General features: G+C 74.5%; 12 protein-coding genes and 1 pseudogene. 2 read left to right on the forward strand and 11 right to left on the reverse strand.

The genetic code is table 11. From position 1 onward, the window contains the following. Positions 1-10 precede the first annotated feature (10 nt). From QQK22_RS06990 to QQK22_RS07000, 3 genes are read right to left on the reverse strand one after another with little or no spacing between them, the layout of a single operon-like run. Positions 11-1,219: an alkaline phosphatase family protein gene (locus QQK22_RS06990; protein ID WP_284250281.1), complete on the reverse strand. Its 1,209-nt coding sequence runs from the start codon at positions 1,217-1,219 to the stop codon at positions 11-13. Beyond that, entirely contained in the window at positions 1,216-1,782 is a 567-nt protein-coding gene (locus QQK22_RS06995) for a DUF5998 family protein (RefSeq protein WP_284250282.1), read from the reverse strand. Before QQK22_RS06995 ends, QQK22_RS06990 begins: the two co-directional genes overlap by 4 nt. A gap of 52 nt (positions 1,783-1,834) precedes the next feature. Beyond that, the gene (locus tag QQK22_RS07000) at positions 1,835-4,579 is read right to left on the reverse strand and encodes a GNAT family N-acetyltransferase (protein ID WP_348525524.1); all 2,745 of its coding nucleotides are present in this window, start codon (positions 4,577-4,579) and stop codon (positions 1,835-1,837) included. Between QQK22_RS07000 and QQK22_RS07005 the strand changes: the two genes are divergently transcribed. Further along, a complete protein-coding gene (locus QQK22_RS07005) occupies positions 4,573-7,053 on the forward strand; it encodes a DNA gyrase/topoisomerase IV subunit A (protein ID WP_284250284.1) in 2,481 nt (826 codons plus the stop codon). The two genes, QQK22_RS07000 and QQK22_RS07005, sit on opposite strands and share 7 nt — an antisense overlap. 60 nt (positions 7,054-7,113) lie before the next feature. Here the strand turns inward: QQK22_RS07005 and QQK22_RS07010 are convergent, their stop codons facing one another. The 3 genes and pseudogenes from QQK22_RS07010 to QQK22_RS07020 form a co-directional block, all read right to left on the reverse strand. Beyond that, the gene (locus QQK22_RS07010) at positions 7,114-7,419 is read right to left on the reverse strand and encodes a GNAT family N-acetyltransferase (protein ID WP_284250285.1); all 306 of its coding nucleotides are present in this window, start codon (positions 7,417-7,419) and stop codon (positions 7,114-7,116) included. Next, complete coding sequence (locus QQK22_RS07015; RefSeq protein WP_284250286.1) at positions 7,419-8,162, reverse strand: GNAT family N-acetyltransferase; 744 nt, start codon at positions 8,160-8,162, stop codon at positions 7,419-7,421. The genes QQK22_RS07010 and QQK22_RS07015 overlap by 1 nt, the downstream gene beginning before the upstream one ends. A gap of 73 nt (positions 8,163-8,235) precedes the next feature. After that, positions 8,236-10,361 (reverse strand): annotated as a pseudogene (locus QQK22_RS07020) (DNA gyrase/topoisomerase IV subunit B). Positions 10,362-10,492: 131 nt separating this feature from the next. On the opposite strand from QQK22_RS07020, the gene QQK22_RS07025 reads away from it, so the two are divergent. Further along, a complete protein-coding gene (locus tag QQK22_RS07025; protein WP_284250287.1) occupies positions 10,493-10,702 on the forward strand; it encodes a DUF7455 domain-containing protein in 210 nt (69 codons plus the stop codon). A gap of 81 nt (positions 10,703-10,783) precedes the next feature. Here the strand turns inward: QQK22_RS07025 and QQK22_RS19235 are convergent, their stop codons facing one another. From QQK22_RS19235 to QQK22_RS07050, 5 genes are all read right to left on the reverse strand, one after another. After that, entirely contained in the window at positions 10,784-11,707 is a 924-nt protein-coding gene (locus tag QQK22_RS19235) for a DUF5997 family protein (protein ID WP_431310142.1), read from the reverse strand. A gap of 369 nt (positions 11,708-12,076) precedes the next feature. After that, positions 12,077-13,540, reverse strand: a complete 1,464-nt coding sequence (locus tag QQK22_RS07035; RefSeq protein ID WP_431310143.1) for an RNA polymerase sigma factor — start codon at positions 13,538-13,540, stop codon at positions 12,077-12,079. A 132-nt stretch (positions 13,541-13,672) separates the two neighbouring features. Then, a complete protein-coding gene (gene gcvH, locus QQK22_RS07040) occupies positions 13,673-14,038 on the reverse strand; it encodes a glycine cleavage system protein GcvH (RefSeq protein WP_284252608.1) in 366 nt (121 codons plus the stop codon). A 54-nt stretch (positions 14,039-14,092) separates the two neighbouring features. After that, positions 14,093-14,416 (reverse strand): universal stress protein, encoded by a 324-nt coding sequence (locus QQK22_RS07045; protein ID WP_348525526.1) that lies wholly within the window; start codon positions 14,414-14,416, stop codon positions 14,093-14,095. Positions 14,417-14,595: 179 nt separating this feature from the next. Further along, on the reverse strand, positions 14,596-15,744 hold the full coding sequence (locus QQK22_RS07050; protein WP_284250289.1) for a DUF4192 domain-containing protein: 1,149 nt from the start codon (positions 15,742-15,744) through the stop codon (positions 14,596-14,598). Between the last annotated feature and the right edge of the window lie 138 nt (positions 15,745-15,882).

The following is a 15,882-nucleotide window of genomic DNA, read 5'->3' on the forward strand; positions in this document are numbered from 1 at the left end:
CGGGGACCGCCTAGGCGATCGCGAGGATCGCCGGCACCTCGAGCTCCGCGGGCGTCAGCGAGCCGTGCATCCCGACCAGCGCGATCGAGGCCGCCGACTGCGTCCGGGAGTCGACGACGGCGTGCGTGCCGCGCGCCGCGACCACCAGGTCGCCGATCATCGGCAGGCGCGCGTCCTCGACGTCGCCGAAGAGGCCCAGGCCCAGCGCCTCGCCCCGCTGCAGCACCCAGGCGTCCTCCCCGAGGACGTCCCGCCAGCGGGCGGCCGCGGCGTCACCGTCCGCCCCCGCCTCCAGGTGCACGTGGCACGCGCGCGGCTCCCCCGCCACGAGGGCGACGTCGCGCGCCAGGGCCGGGACGGCCGCGACGTCGGTGCGCCCCGTGACGTCGACCATGCCGTGGTCGGCGGTGACCACGACGGCGGTCCCGCGCGGCAGGCGCCGCAGGAGCCGGGTCAGGGCGTGGTCGAGCTCCCCGAGCTCCTCCGCCCACGCCGGGGACGACCAGCCCTCGTGGTGCCCGACCTTGTCCAGCTCGCCCCAGTACAGGTAGGCCACCCCCGGTCGGCGCAGCGCCGCCAGGGTCGCGTCGACGCGGGCGTCGAGGCTCTCGGCGCCGCGGTAGGTGGCCCCGCGCAGACCCGCCGTGGTCAGGCCGGAGCCCGCGAAGCGCGTCGGGCCGATGCTCGTGACCTCGTGGCCCGCGGCCACCAGACGCTCGAACACGGTGGGGTGCGGCTGCCAGGCGCGCGGGTCGGGCGGCTCGGCGGCGGGACCCGGCCCCGGGCCGCCGCCCACGACGCGCTGCGCGGTCCACGAGACGAGGTTGACCAGGCCCGGCGCGTCGAGGCTCGTGCGGGGGTCGCGCACCGCGTAGCCGAGCATCCCCGTGCGTCCGGGCCCCAGCCCCGTGCCGAAGGAGGCCAGGGACGCGGCGGTGGTCGTGGGGTACCCGGCGTCGACCGGCTCGGAGTCGGCCACGAGCCGGCGCAGGGTCGGGGCGTGCCCGGTGCGGGCGCGCAGGGCGGCGTCGCCGAGCCCGTCGACCAGGAGGACGCACACCCGCTCCACGCCGTCCAGCGCCAGGCCGGCGCCGACGTCGGGCACGTCGGTGACACCGAACGCGCGCGCCACGTCGGGCAGGACGCCCGCGAGCCGCCTGTCGGTGCGCGGCAGGCGCAGGTCGGCGGGCGGCTGCGGGAGGCGGCCGTCCCCGCTCACGCGCGCGACGTCGCTGCCGAGAGCGAGCGGGCGAAGGTGACGGCGACGGCGAGCGCGGCCTCGCCCTCGGCCTCCGCGCTGACACGCACCACGAGGTCGTCGGGCGTGGCCGCCCCGGTGAGGCCGTGGTCGGCCTCGCAGCTCGGGTCGGCGCAGCCCGCGGGCTCGAGATCGAGGCGCTGCACCGCGCCCCAGCCCAGCGACATGGTGAGGTCGCGGCGCCGCGAACCGCCGTGCGCGGCCGGGTCGGTGAAGCCCTGCGTGAGGACGACCGAGCGGAGCTCGCGCAGCGGGACGGCCTCGGTGCTCGCGAGGGCCGTCAGCGCGCCGTCGACGACCTGGTCGTCCACGTGGGCCACGAGCAGCCGGCGCGGGGTGAGCACGAGCGCCGTGAGGTGACGGCGCACCTCGGCGTCGTCGAACGTGGTCTCGGGCTGGAGCAGGTGCGCGACGACCTCCTCACCGGCGAGGGCGAGGTCGATGACGTCGGCCACGAGCTCGGGGTAGTAGCCGGAGCGGCGGATGTCGTCGAGCAGGTCGGAGTGGGGTGAGGTCTGACGCACCCGGTCATCCTCCCACCGCCGGGGCGGGTGGCGCAGGTCGATCCACCGACCCTCAGCCGCGCAGCGCGCGCCGCGACCCGTCCGGCCGGACGGTGGCGGCGAGCACGACCTCGGCGCGCAGCGCGACGGCGCCCGACGGCGAGACCAGCACGGGCAGCAGGTCCAGCCGCCGCAGCGACGGGATCGCCTCGACCAGGGCCGCGACGCGGGCCAGGAGGTCCTCGAGCGCCGCGACGTCGGGCACGCGTCCGTCCTGCTGGGGGGCGAACAGTCGCGGGGCGGCACGGAGCGAGGTGACGAGGCGGTGCACGTCCCCGGTGCGCAGGGGCGGGACGGCGTAGGTCGCGTCCCCGAGCAGCTCCGAGGCGTCACCGGAAAGGCCGAGCGAGAGCACCGGGCCGAGCAGCGTGTCCTCCCACGCGCGCACCACGCACGCGACCCCGAGGGGCGCCATGTGCTGGATCTCGACGGCGGCGTCCTCGCTCTGGCGGCCGCGCACCTGGCGCACGGCCTCGACGAGGTCGATCGGGCCCGAGATGTCCAGGCGCACACCGCCCAGGTCGGCGCGGTGCCGCAGCCGTCCCACCGTGCTCTTGACCGCGACGGGCCACCCGAGCTCGCGCGCGGCGACGAGCGCGGCCGGGGCCGAGCGCACCTCGCGGGTCGGCAGGACCTCGACGCCGAAGCAGCCGAGCAGGTCGCGCGCCTGCGCGGCGGTCAGCGCGACCTCCTCGCCGGGCGCGATCGCGCCGAGCACGTCGTCGACGATCGTCCGCGCGCGCCGGGGGTCGACGTCGTCCGGGCTGACCAGCGCGCCGTGGTCGGCGCGCCGCCAGTGTGCGTAGGTCGCCGCGAGGGTGAGCGCCGCGACGGCCTCCTCCACGCTCTCGTAGGCCGGGACGACGGCGCCGGACGGCGCGGTCAGCTCGGGGTCCACCCCGGTGACGCCGAGCACGACGGCGAGCACCGTGCGGCCCGTGTCCGCCAGCGCGGCGAGCGCGGCCATGACCGCGGGGTCGCGCTCACGCAGGGGTGGCTGGTACAGCACGAGCGCGGTGTCCCAGCCGGGGTCGCCCGCCAGCGCCGTGGCCGCCGCCACGAGGTCCGGCGCCCGCGGCGCGATGCGGACCTCGGGGTCGCGGTCCATCGCCTGCACGTGCGCGGCCGCGAGGTCCGCGAGCGAGACCGAGCTGGACAGGACCGCGATCCGGTTGCCGCGCGGCAGCGGGGCGTGGGCGAGCAGCTGGGTCGCACCCAGCATCGACCGCATGGAGTCGGCCACGAGGACGCCGGCGGCGAGCATGGTCTCCTCGACGACGGCGCGGCCCAGCGCGTCGCCGTCGGGACCGGCGACGCCGTAGCTCGCGCCCACCACCGCCACCACGGGGATGCGCGCCGAGACGCGCCGCGCGACGCGGGCGAACTTGCGAGGGTTGCCGAGCGACTCCAGGTACATCCCGACGGCGCGGACGTGGGGGTCGTCGGTGACGTACTGCAGCAGGTCGTTGCCCGAGACGTCCGCCCGGTGGCCGGCGGTCACGAACGTGTCGACGCCGACGCCGCTCGCGCGCACCAGGGTCATGAGCTGCTGCGCGGCCGCCGGCGACTGGCAGAACAGCGCGGTGGGCCCCAGCGGCACCTCCTGCGGCCACAGCAGGGCCGCGAGGCGCTGACCGCCGACCTCGGTCATGACGCCGAAGGATCGCGGACCCACGAGTCGCATCCCGCGCTCGCGCACGGCGGCGAGCAGGTCGCGCTGGCTGGTGCCCGCCTCGTCGTCGAACCGGCCCGAGAGGACCACGACGCCCCGCACGCCGAGCGCGGCCAGGTCGTCGAGCCACGAGATCACCTCGGCCGGCGCACCGGAGACGACGGCGAGCTGCGCCCGGGCACCGGCCGCCCGTGCCGCGGCGAGGTCGGCGACGGCGAGGGTCCCCTCCGTCGTCCCGAGATCGGCGAGCGCGCCGCCCACCAGCGTGACCGCGACGCCGTCGGGGACGGTGAGGTGGGTCGCGACGTCGAGGGCCAGCTCGGCCTCGACGCCGCCGGCCACGACGACCACGCCCTCCGGCGAGAGCAGGCTGCGCATCGAGTCCGAGTCCGTGCGCTGCTCGCGGCTCTCGACCACGTCGCGCGAGGCCTGGGTGGCCGTGATGTGGAACTCGAGGCTGATGACGCCGTCCTCGTAGCGCTGGGCGACCTCGTAGCCGGCGTCGGTGAAGACGCGAATCATGCGCGCGTTGCCCGGCAGGACGTCGGCGACGAACGTGCGCACGCCGCGCTCGCGCGCCGCGGCGCTGAGGTGCTCCAGCAGGACGGACCCGAGGCCACGCCCCTGCAGCGTGTCGGCGACGTTGAAAGCGACCTCGGCACGGTCGGGCTCGACGCGGTCGTACCGCGCCACCCCGACGATCGCCTCCCCTGGAGCACCACCAGGGCGACGCGGTCGCTGTGGTCGACCGTCACCAGGCGCGTGAGGTCGCGGTCGGACAGGCGCCGCAGCGGGGCGAAGAAGCGGAAGTAGGTGGACTGCTCGCTCTGGGCGACGTGGAAGGCCTGCAGCGCCTCGGCGTCCTCCGTCCGGATGGGCCGCACCCGCACGGTCGCGCCGTCGCGCAGGAGGACGTCCGCCTCCCAGTGCTCCGGGTAGGAGCCGTGCCGAGCGACCATGCCGCCACCCTAGCCGCCCGGCCCGATGCCGGCCCGGCCGCCCGCGAGGCCAGGCCGACGCCGGCCCCTCGCCCGGCGAGGCGTCGGGGCCGCGCCCCCGCGACCTGGGATGATGGGCCCATGGCACGTGCTTCCGCGACCCCGGCTGACGACGGGGGTGTCGGCGCCGTCGTCGACATCGACGTCACCACGGAGATGCAGGACTCCTTCCTCGAGTACGCCTACTCGGTCATCTACGCCCGGGCGCTGCCCGACGCGCGCGACGGGCTCAAGCCGGTGCAGCGACGGATCCTGTTCCAGATGGACCAGATGGGGCTGCGCCCCGACCGCGGGCACGTGAAGTCCGCCCGCGTCGTCGGGGAGGTGATGGGCAAGCTCCACCCCCACGGCGACTCCCCCATCTACGACGCGATGGTGCGCATGGCGCAGCCGTTCTCGCTGCGCGTTCCGCTCGTGGACGGTCACGGCAACTTCGGCTCGCTGGACAACGGCCCCGCCGCCTCGCGGTACACCGAGGCCCGACTCGCACCGCCCGCGCTCCTGATGACGGCGGGGATCGACGAGGACGTCGTCGACATGGTCCCCAACTACGACAACCAGTTCCAGCAGCCCTCCGTGCTGCCCTCCGCGATGCCCAACCTGCTCGTCAACGGCGCCTCGGGGATCGCCGTCGGCATGGCCACGAACATGGCGCCGCACAACCTCGTGGAGGTGGTCGCGGCCGCGCGGCACCTCATCGAGGACCCGGCGGCCGACCTCGAGACGCTCATGCGCTTCGTCCCCGGCCCCGACCTGCCCGGGGGCGGCAAGATCATCGGGCTCGACGGGATCAAGGAGGCCTACGCCACGGGCCGCGGGATGTTCCGCACCCGCGCCACCACGCGGATCGAGAATCTCACGGCGCGCAAGAAGGGCATCGTCGTCACCGAGCTGCCCTACCTCGTGGGGCCCGAGAAGGCGAAGTCGAAGATCGTCGACGCGGTCAAGGCCAAGAAGGTCCAGGGCGTCGCGGACGTCATCGACCTGTCCGACCGCAACAACGGCACGCGCCTGGTCGTGGAGGTGAAGACCGGCTTCAACCCCGAGGCCGTGCTCGAGCAGCTGTTCCGCTACACGCCGCTGGAGGACTCCTTCGGCATCAACAACGTCGCGCTCGTGGACGGCCAGCCGCGCACGCTCGGGCTGCGCGAGCTGCTGCAGGTGTACATCGCGCACCGGCTGCAGGTCGTGCGCCGGCGCACCGAGCACCGTCTCGGCAAGCGGCGGGCCCGGCTCCACCTGGTGGAGGGCCTGCTCGTCGCGATCGCCGACATCGACGAGGTCATCGCCGTCATCCGCAGCAGCGACGACGCCGCGGCGGCGCGCGACCGGCTCGAGACGGTCTTCGACCTCTCGCGGCCGCAGGCGGAGTACATCCTCGAGCTGCAGCTGCGGCGCCTGACGAAGTTCTCGACCATCGAGCTCGAGGGCGAGCGGACCTCGCTGCTGGAGCAGATCGCCGAGCTCGAGCGCATCCTCGGCACCGGCGAGGGCGACGACTCCGTGCTGCGGGAGGTCGTCTCCGACGAGCTGGCCCAGGTGGCCGCCACCCACGGCACCCCGCGCCGCACGGTGCTGCTGGCCTCGGGCGGCGGCACGGTCTCCGCGCAGCCGGCCTCGCGCCGCGTCGGCGGCACCGCCGTCCCGCTCGAGGTGCCGGACACCCCGTGCCACGTGATGCTCTCGGTCACGGGGCTGCTGGCGCGCACGTCCGGCGAGACCGCACCGGTGCGGACCGGTTCGCGCGCCGCGCACGACGCGCTGCGCTCGGTCACGGCGACGACGGCGCGCGCCACGATCGGAGCCGTCACCTCGACGGGTCGCATCGTGGAGCTCTCCGTGCTCGACGTCCCGACGCTCCCCGCGACGGACGCCGCCCCGAGCCTCGCCGGTGGCGTGCCGGTCTCGGAGCTGCTCGTGCTGGAGCGGGACGAGCGCGTCGTCGCCGTCACCGCCATCGACGCCGACGCCCCGGTCCTCGCGATAGCGACGGCGATGGGCTCGATCAAGCGCGTCGCGCCGTCGGACCGCCCGGTGCGGGGCGAGGCGTGGGAGTGCGTCAGCCTGCGGCCGGGCGACACGGTCGTGGGTGCCGCGCCCGCGCAGGACGACGACGAGCTGGTGCTCGTCACGTCGGCCGCGCAGCTGCTGCGGTTCCCCGCCGCGACGGTGCGCCCGCAGGGACGCTCGGCGGGCGGGATGGCCGGTGTGCGCATCGACACCGGCGACGAGGTCATCCACCTCGGCGTGATCGCTCCGGGGCGGGTGGAGGACGCGGTCGTCGTGACGGTCGCGGGCTCGCGCGACGCGCTGCCGGGGACCGAGACCGGCAGCGCGAAGGTGACGCCGTTCGCCGTCTACCCCGCGAAGGGTCGCGCGACGGGCGGGGTGCGGGCGCAGCGGTTCGTGCGCGGCGAGGACGCGCTGACGCTGGCGTGGGTGGGGTCCTGGACCCCCCGCGCGGTGGCCGCCTCCGGCGCCCCGGTGGACCTGCCGGACCTCGACGACCGCCGCGACGGCTCGGGCCGCGCGCTCCCGCTGCCGATCCTCGGCATCGGCTGACGAGAGTTTTCCCGACCCTCCCCGAGAGGATCGCCGACGGCGAGCGGTGCCGCTCGCCCGTCAGAGCTCGATCGTGTAGAGGGCCGAGCCCCGCGTGGCCTCGTAGCCCAGCCGCTCGTACAGCCCGAACGCACCCGTCGGGTTGTCCGTGTCGACGCCGAGCCCGGCGTACTGGATCCCGCTCGCGGCGTACGCCCTCATCGCCGCGCCGAGCAGCGCCGTCGCCACCCGTCGACCGCGCCACTCCTTCCGTACGCCGAGGAGGTCGGTGTACCCGACCGTGTACCCGAGCGCGTCCCAGTCCTGCTCGTACCGCCCCGAGATCAGGTACCCGGCGATCCGCACGCGGTCGCTCGAGCGGTCCATCACGATGAAGCTCCACTCCGGAGCGAAGTGGGCGTCCCCTCCCGCCAGGTCTCCGGGGTCTGCGGCTCCGAGCCCCAGTGGTCGGCGAACGCCTCGTTGTGCGCCACGCGGATGGACTCGTCCAGCTCCGCCGTCCAGGGTTCGACGACGAGCGACCCCTCCAGCGCGGTCGGAGCCGGGACCGGCAGCGCGAGGTCACGGCGCATGTCGGTGTAGTAGCGCAGCGGCGCGAAGCCGGCGCCGGCGAGCAGCTGGGCGTGGTCCGTCATGCCGTCGTCGACGTACGTCGCGATGCGCAGCGGGGTGTCGCGGCCGGCGTCCGCGAGCATCTGACGGGCGCGGTCGGTCTGCCAGCGCAGGATCTCGCGGCCCAGGCCCTGCCGACGACGGTCGGGGTGCACCCCGCCACCGAGGAACGCGCGCACCATGCCCTCGTCGCCCGGCAGGACGCGCACCCGGCCGTAGGCCACGAGGCTGCCGTCCGGCGCCACCGCGGTGATGGTGTTGCGGCCGGGATCACGCGATTCGCCCTCGAACAGCGTCTCCGAGAGCTCGGCGGCGGTGGTGCGGTAGGGCGGGTCGTCGATGCGTTCGCACGCCGCGACGAGCCGCTCGAGAGCCGGCAGGTCGGCGGCCGAGAGGGGGCGCCACTCGAGGCCGTCACGCGCGGCGGGCCGCTGCGCCACCTCCGGGGGCGACACCCGCTCCAGCAGCGTCCGCGGGGCGGACTCGGGCGTCGTCATGCGCGTGAGCCTACGCGAGCGTGCAGCCGCGCCGACGACGCAGCGGGACCGGCGAGGCGAACGTCACGCCTGCTCAGGCGTCGATCCGCTCGCGGTCGAGCTCCGAGGCCCCGGCGACGATGAAGTCCTTGCGCGGGGCGACCTCGTTGCCCATGAGGAGGTCGAAGATCTCCTCCGCCCGGGCCGCGTCGCCCATGGTCACGCGCCGCAGCGTGCGGTGGCGCGGGTCCATCGTCGTCTCCGCGAGCTGGTCGGCGTCCATCTCGCCCAGACCCTTGTAGCGCTGGATGGGCTCCTTGTAGCGCTTGCCGGACCGGTCGAGGCGCTTGAGGTGCTGGGCGAGCTCCGCCTCGGAGTAGGTGTAGGTGAGCGCCCCGGCTTCCCGCCGGACCCGAGCGTCTCGATGCGGTGCAGGGGCGGGACGGCGGCGAACACCCGACCGTCCTCCACCAGCGGCCGCATGTAGCGGAAGAACAGTGTCAGCAGCAGGGTGCGGATGTGGGCGCCGTCGACGTCGGCGTCGGTCATCAGCACGATGCGGCCGTAGCGCGCCGCCTCGAGGTCGAAGGACCGCCCCGATCCCGCCCCGATCACCTGGATGATCGCGGCGCACTCCGCGTTGGCCAGCATGTCCGACAGCGAGGCCTTCTGGACGTTGAGGATCTTGCCGCGGATCGGGAGCAGCGCCTGGTAGTTGGAGTCCCGCGCCGCCTTCGCGGTGCCGAGCGCGCTGTCACCCTCGACGATGAACAGCTCCGAGCTGCCGACGTCGTCCGAGCGGCAGTCGGCCAGCTTGTCCGGCAGCGACGAGGACTCGAGCGCGTTCTTGCGGCGGGAGATCTCCTTCTGCGTGCGCGCCGAGACGCGGGCGCGCATCTCGCCGACGACCTTCTCCAGCAGCACGCCGGACTGGGCCTTCTCGGCGCGCGCGCTGCTCGTCAGGATCGCGGTGAGCTCCTTCTCCACCACCTTCGCGACGACGGCGCGCACCGGGGCCGTCCCGAGCACCTCCTTGGTCTGCCCCTCGAACTGCGGCTCCGGGAGCCTGACGGTCACGACGGCGGTCAGCCCCGCCACCACGTCGTCCTTCTCGATGCGCTCCTTGCCGTTCTTGCCCGTCAGCTTGAGTCGGCGCGCGTTCACCTCGATCTGCTTGCGCACGACCTTGAGCAGCGACTGCTCGAAACCGGTGAGGTGGGTGCCACCCTTCGGCGTCGCGATGATGTTGACGAACGAGCGCATCTCCGTCTCGTACCCGATGCCCCAGCGCAGCGCGACGTCGACCTCGCAGGTGCGCGTCACCTCGGCCGGGACGAGGTGCCCCTGGGCGTCGAGCTGCTGGATCGTCTCGGTGAAGTCCCCGCTACCCCGCAGCAGCCAGGTGTCGGTGACGGGTGAGTCCTGCCCGAGGAAGTCGACGAAGTCGGCGGTCCCGCCGTCGTGCCGGAAGACCTCCTCCACGGGACCGTCGGCCCCCGGGGTCCCGGGCAGCCCGCGCTCGTCGCGGATGACGAGGGTCAGGCCGGGGACGAGGAAGGAGGTCTGCCGCGCGCGCGTGACGAGCTCGTCGTAGGAGAAGGTCGCGGTCTTGGGGAAGATCTGGCGGTCGGCCCAGTAGCGGATGCGCGTACCCGTCCGACCGCGAGCGACCTTGCCGACCACCGCGAGATCGGAGGTGTCCGTGAACGGGCTGAAGTCGGCGTCCGGGTGCGGCCCGTCAGGGCTGTCGGCGAACGTGCCGGGCTCACCCCGGCGGAAGGTCATCCGGTGCGTCCTGCCGCCGCGGTCGACCTCGACGTCGAGGCGCGAGGAGAGCGCGTTGACGACGGACGCGCCGACACCGTGCAGGCCCCCGGAGGACCCGTAGGACCCGCCGCCGAACTTGCCGCCGGCGTGCAGCTTGGTGAAGACGACCTCGACACCCGACAGGCCGAGCTTCTCGACCGTGTCGACCGGGATGCCCCGGGCCTGGTCGCGCACCTCGACCGAGGAGTCGGCGTGCAGCACCACCTCGATGCGATCGCCGTGCCCCGCCAGCGCCTCGTCGACCGCGTTGTCGATGATCTCCCACACGCAGTGCATGAGACCGCGCGAGTCGGTGGAGCCGATGTACATGCCCGGGCGCTTGCGGACCGCCTCGAGCCCCTCCAGGACGGAGAGGTGTCGCGCGGTGTAGGAGTTCTCGGTCGTGGCTGGCACCCGCCCATGCTAGGTCGGGGGTACGACATCCCCCGCCAGGACGGGCCGGGACGCCCCGGACCTCCTACGCGGTGAGCGAACCCACGACCCCGGCACGGGTGTCCGCGGGTCCGGGGTGGTTACATGGATGCGTGACTACCACGACTGCCGACCAGCTCACCGCCTCCGACCGGTGCGACCGGTGCGGCGCGCAGGCCTACGTCCGCGTGACGCTCGAGTCCGGTCAGCTCTACTTCTGCGCCCACCACGGCCGGGCGCTGACCCCGGCCATGAGCGACATCGCGCTCGAGATCCTCGACGAGTCCGACCGTCTGCACACGGCCGCCCCCGACGTCCGCTGACGCGGAGGGCGACCCGCCCCGACCTGCGAACGCCCGGCCACGCATCGCGTGGCCGGGCGTTCGTGCGTCCGACGGATGTGGTCAGTCCCCCGCCGCGGCCGCTTCTTCGGCGCGCGCCTGCGCGAGACGCGCCTCCTCGCGGCGGACCTCCGCGTACGTGGCCCGCTCCTGGCGCAGCCAGGCGGGTGGATCGTCCTGGAGCGCGGCGATGTCCGCCGTCGTGAGCGCCTCCGTCACACCACCTCGCGCCAGGCCGCCGATCGAGACGCGCAGGCGAGCCGCGACCACGGAGCGCGGGTGGGGCCCGTCCCGGCGCAGCTCCTGCAGCCACGACGGCGGCTCGGCCTGCAGCGCGGCGAGCTCCTCCCGGGTCACGCTCCCCTCCTGGAAGGACGGCGGGGTCGCCGGGAGGTACACCTCCAGCTTGCGGGCGGCGGTGGCGGGCTTCATGGTCTGCACCTGACGGGTCACCCCGCCACGATAGGTGACGCGGCGAACTACGCTGACGCGGTGAGCGCCACCGACCCCTTCCGTCTCCTGGCCGTTCCCGGCGTCAGCCCCGGGCGGTGGCTGCGCACCTGGCAGGAGCGCTACCCACGGGCGATCGAGCTCCGCGTGGTGGCCGCCGGCACCGTGGCCGCCGACCTCGTGGCGGGCGACGGCGACGCGGCCTTCCTGCGCCTGCCCCTCGCGGGCGCGTCGGCGGACGTGCTCGCCACCATCCCGCTGTGGGAGGAGGAGACGGTCGCCGTCGTGTCCCGCGAGTCGGAGCTGAGCCTGGCCGAGCACCTGGCGCCCGAGGACCTGGCGGAGGTCACCGTCCTGGTGCCCGACGACGACGTGCTGGCCTGGCACGACCACCCGGGCGAGTCGTTCACGGGGATCGCGCCGGCGACGGCCGCCGACGCGGTCGAGCTCGTCGCGGCCGAGGCCGGTGTGCTCGTCGTCCCGGCGTCGATCGCCCGGCTCCACCACCGCCGCGATGTCGTGACGGTGCCCCTGCACGACGGCGCGTCGACCGTCCCGCGCTCCCGGGTCGCCCTGGCGTGGATCCCGGTGGACGGCCGGGCTCCCGACGACGTCGACGACCTCATCGGTGTCGTGCGCGGGCGCAGCGCGACGTCGAGTCGCGGACGACGCGACGAGGCGCCCCCGGAGCGGCCGACGGACCGTGCCAAGGCAGCGGCGCGAGCCGCCGCGCGGCGGCATCGGGCAAGGCGGGGACGCGGGGGGCTGCGGCTCGCCGTCGCGGCGCAGGTGGGCGCACCGGGTCGCAACGCGGCGACGGCGCCCGTCGGGGCCGACGCTGAGCGGCGGTCCCGACGAGCGCCGAGGCGGTCGTGCGGTGCGGGGCCCGGTGCCGGGCCCCGGCTGTCAGTCGAGGTAGTCGCGCAGCACCTGCGAGCGCGAGGGGTGGCGCAGCTTCGACATCGTCTTGGACTCGATCTGGCGGATCCGCTCGCGCGTGACGCCGTAGACCTTCCCGATCTCGTCGAGCGTCTTGGGCTGCCCGTCGGTGAGGCCGAACCGCATCGACACGACGCCGGACTCGCGCTCCGAGAGCGTGTCCAGGACGGCGTGCAGCTGCTCCTGCAGGAGCGTGAAGCTCACCGCGTCGGCGGGCACGACGGCCTCGGAGTCCTCGATGAGGTCACCGAACTCGCTGTCACCGTCCTCACCGAGCGGCGTGTGCAGCGAGATGGGCTCGCGACCGTACTTCTGGACCTCGACGACCTTCTCGGGCGTCATGTCCAGCTCCTTGGCGAGCTCCTCGGGCGTGGGCTCGCGGCCCAGGTCCTGGAGCATCTGGCGCTGGACGCGCGCGAGCTTGTTGATGACCTCGACCATGTGCACGGGGATGCGGATCGTGCGGGCCTGGTCGGCCATGGCGCGCGTGATCGCCTGGCGGATCCACCACGTGGCGTAGGTCGAGAACTTGTAGCCCTTGGTGTAGTCGAACTTCTCGACCGCGCGGATGAGTCCGAGGTTGCCCTCCTGGATGAGGTCCAGGAACAGCATGCCGCGGCCGGTGTACCGCTTGGCGAGGGAGACGACGAGACGCAGGTTGGCCTCGAGGAGGTGGTTCTTCGCGCGACGACCGTCGCCCGCGATCCACTCCAGCTCGCGGCGGGCGCTGAACTCCATCTGCCCGCCCTCGGCGAGCTTCTCGTCGGCGAAGAGACCGGCCTCGATGCGCTTGGCCAGGTCGACCTCCTGCTCGGCGTTCAGGAGCGCGACCTTGCCGATCTGCTTGAGGTAGTCCTTGACGGGGTCGGCGGTGGCGCCGGCCGTCACGACCTGCTGCGCCGGGGCGTCGTCGTCGTCGGCGTCGGAGAAGACGAAGCCGCTGGCCTCCTCGTCCGACTTCTCGCCGGAGCCCTCCGCCTTCGCGTCGCCCTCGGACTCGGCGCCCTCGGTCGTGGTCTCCTCGAACTCCTCGGTCTCCTCGACCTCGTCGACGACGTTCGCCGCGGCCTTGGCGCGCGACCCGCCCTTGGCGGGTGCCTTGGCGCCTGACGCACGCTTCGCGGGCGCCGCCTTCGCGGTCTTCGACGCGGCGGCCGTCCGACGCGCGGGCTTGCGGGCGGCCGGCGCGTCCGTCTGCTCGTCGACGGCGTCCGCACCGCTCTCGACGGCCGGCGCTGCCTTGGCGCGCGATCCGCCCGAGCGACGGGCGGGCTTCGACGCGGTGGTCGAGGCGGACGGAGAGGTCGCGGTGGGAGTGCTGACCGACACGGAGAACCTTTCGGCAGGAAGCTGGGCGCGGACGCTGCGGTCCGTCGCCTCGGTGAGGACGTGCGACTGACGGGATCTCGCGGCGATGTGAGGGCACACCACCGGCCAGCTTCCGTCAACCACTACGTCCAACGCAGCTCCCCACCGGGTTGTTCCCGTCCCGGGGGAAAATTTTCTGCCCGCTCGCCCACCCTCCCACGGCGGCGTCGACCGGCGCTCGTACGGCGCGAGGCCTCAGCTCAGCGCGTCGACGTGAGCCTGGTAGTCCTCGCCGTCCAGGAGGTGCGAGAGCTCCTCGACGTCGGTGCGGACCCGGAACAGCCACCCGGCGCCGAAGGGGTCGCTGCCCGCCAGGTCGGGCTCGGACTCGAGCGTCTCGTTGACGGCAACGACCTCACCGGCCACGGGGGCGAAGAGCTCGGAGACCGACTTGTGCGACTCGACCTCGCCGCACACGTCGCCGACGGCGATCTCGGAACCGACCTCGGGGAGCGCCACGAAGACGACGTCCCCCAGCTGCTCGGCCGCGTAGGTCGTGATGCCGACGACGACGGCGTCCTCCTCGACACGCACCCACTCGTGCTCGCGGGTGAAGGACAGGCCGGGGGAAGCGTGCTCACGGGTGGTGCTCTCCTCGAGGGTGGTTCGGGTGGCTCAGGCCGACTTGACGGCCAGGACGGGGGTGGGCGCGTCCAGCAGGATGCGCTGCGCGTTCGAGCCCAGGATCAGCTTGCCGACGGGCGAGCGGCGCCGCAGCCCGATCACGATCAGCTCGGCGTCGCTCGCCTCGGCGGCGTCGATGAGGTCGTCGGCGACGTCGCGACCGCGGTCGACCTGCCGGACCTCGTAGCCGAGACCGGCCTCGTCCAGTCGCGACCGCACGCCGTCGAGCTTCGCCTCGAGCACCGCGGTGTCCTCACCGCGCCGCTGCGAGACCAGCACCAGCAGGCGCGAGGACCGACGGGTGGCCTCGGTCATCGCGGCGTCGAGCGCGGCCTCCCCTCGGCGGTGGCCAGGTACCCCACGACGATCGTCACGTGCTGCCTCCTCGGCTGACGTCCGGTCCGACGGCGGGCCGGACAGGTTCCTGTTGGAGGTTAGTGCATGACGGCGACGGCGCGAGGGGTCGGCGCTCCCGCACCGCTCCGCGACGAGGCTCAGCGGCGCGGCTGGGGACGGCCACCGACCCACGCCGGCGCGACGCCGCGCTCGAGCGCCGCGCTCGTCAGCAGCGCGAGGCGCTCGGAGTCGTCGAGCGCGAGGGCGTCCCGCGTCATCACCTGCGCCTGCGCGCCGTCGCCGCACCACCAGGAGATCCACGCGAGCACGCCCAGCAGTCGCGCGCGCGGGCGGTCGCTCGCCAGCCGTGCGGCGGCCGCGACGACGGCGCGGGCGGCGTCGGTGCGGTCACGGTCCGGCGGGGGCCCGCCGGGGTCGAACATGCGGCCGACCGCCTCCTCGAGGTCGTCGCGCACCCGGTGGGTCGTGGAGGCACCGCTGAGGTCGGGCCGGTGCCCGGTCAGCACGGCGGCGACGACCAGGTCGCGCAGCAGCAGGTCGCTCAGCGCCTCGGACAACCGACCCAGCTCCTCCGGGCTCGGTCCCCGGTCGGGACCGGTGCCGGCGTCCAGGACCTCCAGGCACGTGCGCGCGCGGTCGCGCCGCCACCCGGGCTCGCGGGCCGTCCCCCGCGCGCGGACGCGCCGCACCCGCTCGGCGCGGACCGCGCGGTCGAAAGCGGCGCGGGCCGCCGCGTCCTGCGACACCCCGATCCGGAGGTCCTCCCGCCGGGCGACGGGCGCCGACCCCGCCATGATCATCGCCGCGCCGATCTGCGTCGCGGTGAGGTCGGACAGCGGACGCCCCCGCGCCGGGCAGCACCGCTCGTCCCGGCACCGCAGGGAGGCGTAGCCGTCCTGCGCGACCACGAACGCGTCCCGCACCGGCACGTCGGCCGCGGCCTCGAGGGCGTCGACCGCCCGCCGCACCGCAGCCAGGTGCCGGGCGCGGGCGAGCGAGCCCGGGACGTACACGACGACGAAGAGCCCCGCGGCGCCGTCGTCGTCCAGGTGACGGGCGAGACCGTGCGCGACCGACCGCCCCTGCGGTCCGGTGAGGTCGTCCAGATCGACCCGCGCGACCAGCCCGATGCGCCCGCGCGGTGGGCGCAGCGACACGGCCACGAGCGAGGTCTCGGGGGTGAACCCCAGCGCGTGCGGCACGTAGGCGAGAACCTCGCGGCCCTCGCTCACACGGACCAGGGGCGGCTCGGGGGCGGCCGCTGGTGGGACGGGTTGCGCTGACATGTGGACCTCCGGTTGCCGTGGGGCGCCGGTTCCCCCGGCACCGACCCATCGCACCGCGAATCCCTGACGTGCGCGGACCGGCGGGAGGGCCGGGGGATGTCGGCCGCGCCGAGACCGGCTGGGGACAGCGCACGACGG

The organism is Litorihabitans aurantiacus (assembly GCF_030161595.1).
GTDB classification, from domain to species: Bacteria; Actinomycetota; Actinomycetes; order Actinomycetales; family Beutenbergiaceae; genus Litorihabitans; species Litorihabitans aurantiacus.

What these genes read in the sequence shown, in the direction of transcription:
- QQK22_RS07045 (WP_348525526.1), bottom strand. Translation starts at nt 14,416, where the DNA reads ATGACCGAGGCCACCCGTCGGTCCTCGCGCCTGCTGGTGCTGGTCTCG.
- QQK22_RS07010 (WP_284250285.1), bottom strand. Translation starts at nt 7,419, where the DNA reads ATGGACCGCTCGAGCGACCGCGTGCGGATCGCCGGGTACCTGATCTCG.
- QQK22_RS07005 (WP_284250284.1), top strand. Translation starts at nt 4,573, where the DNA reads ATGGCACGTGCTTCCGCGACCCCGGCTGACGACGGGGGTGTCGGCGCC.
- QQK22_RS07015 (WP_284250286.1), bottom strand. Translation starts at nt 8,162, where the DNA reads ATGACGACGCCCGAGTCCGCCCCGCGGACGCTGCTGGAGCGGGTGTCG.
- QQK22_RS07050 (WP_284250289.1), bottom strand. Translation starts at nt 15,744, where the DNA reads ATGTCAGCGCAACCCGTCCCACCAGCGGCCGCCCCCGAGCCGCCCCTG.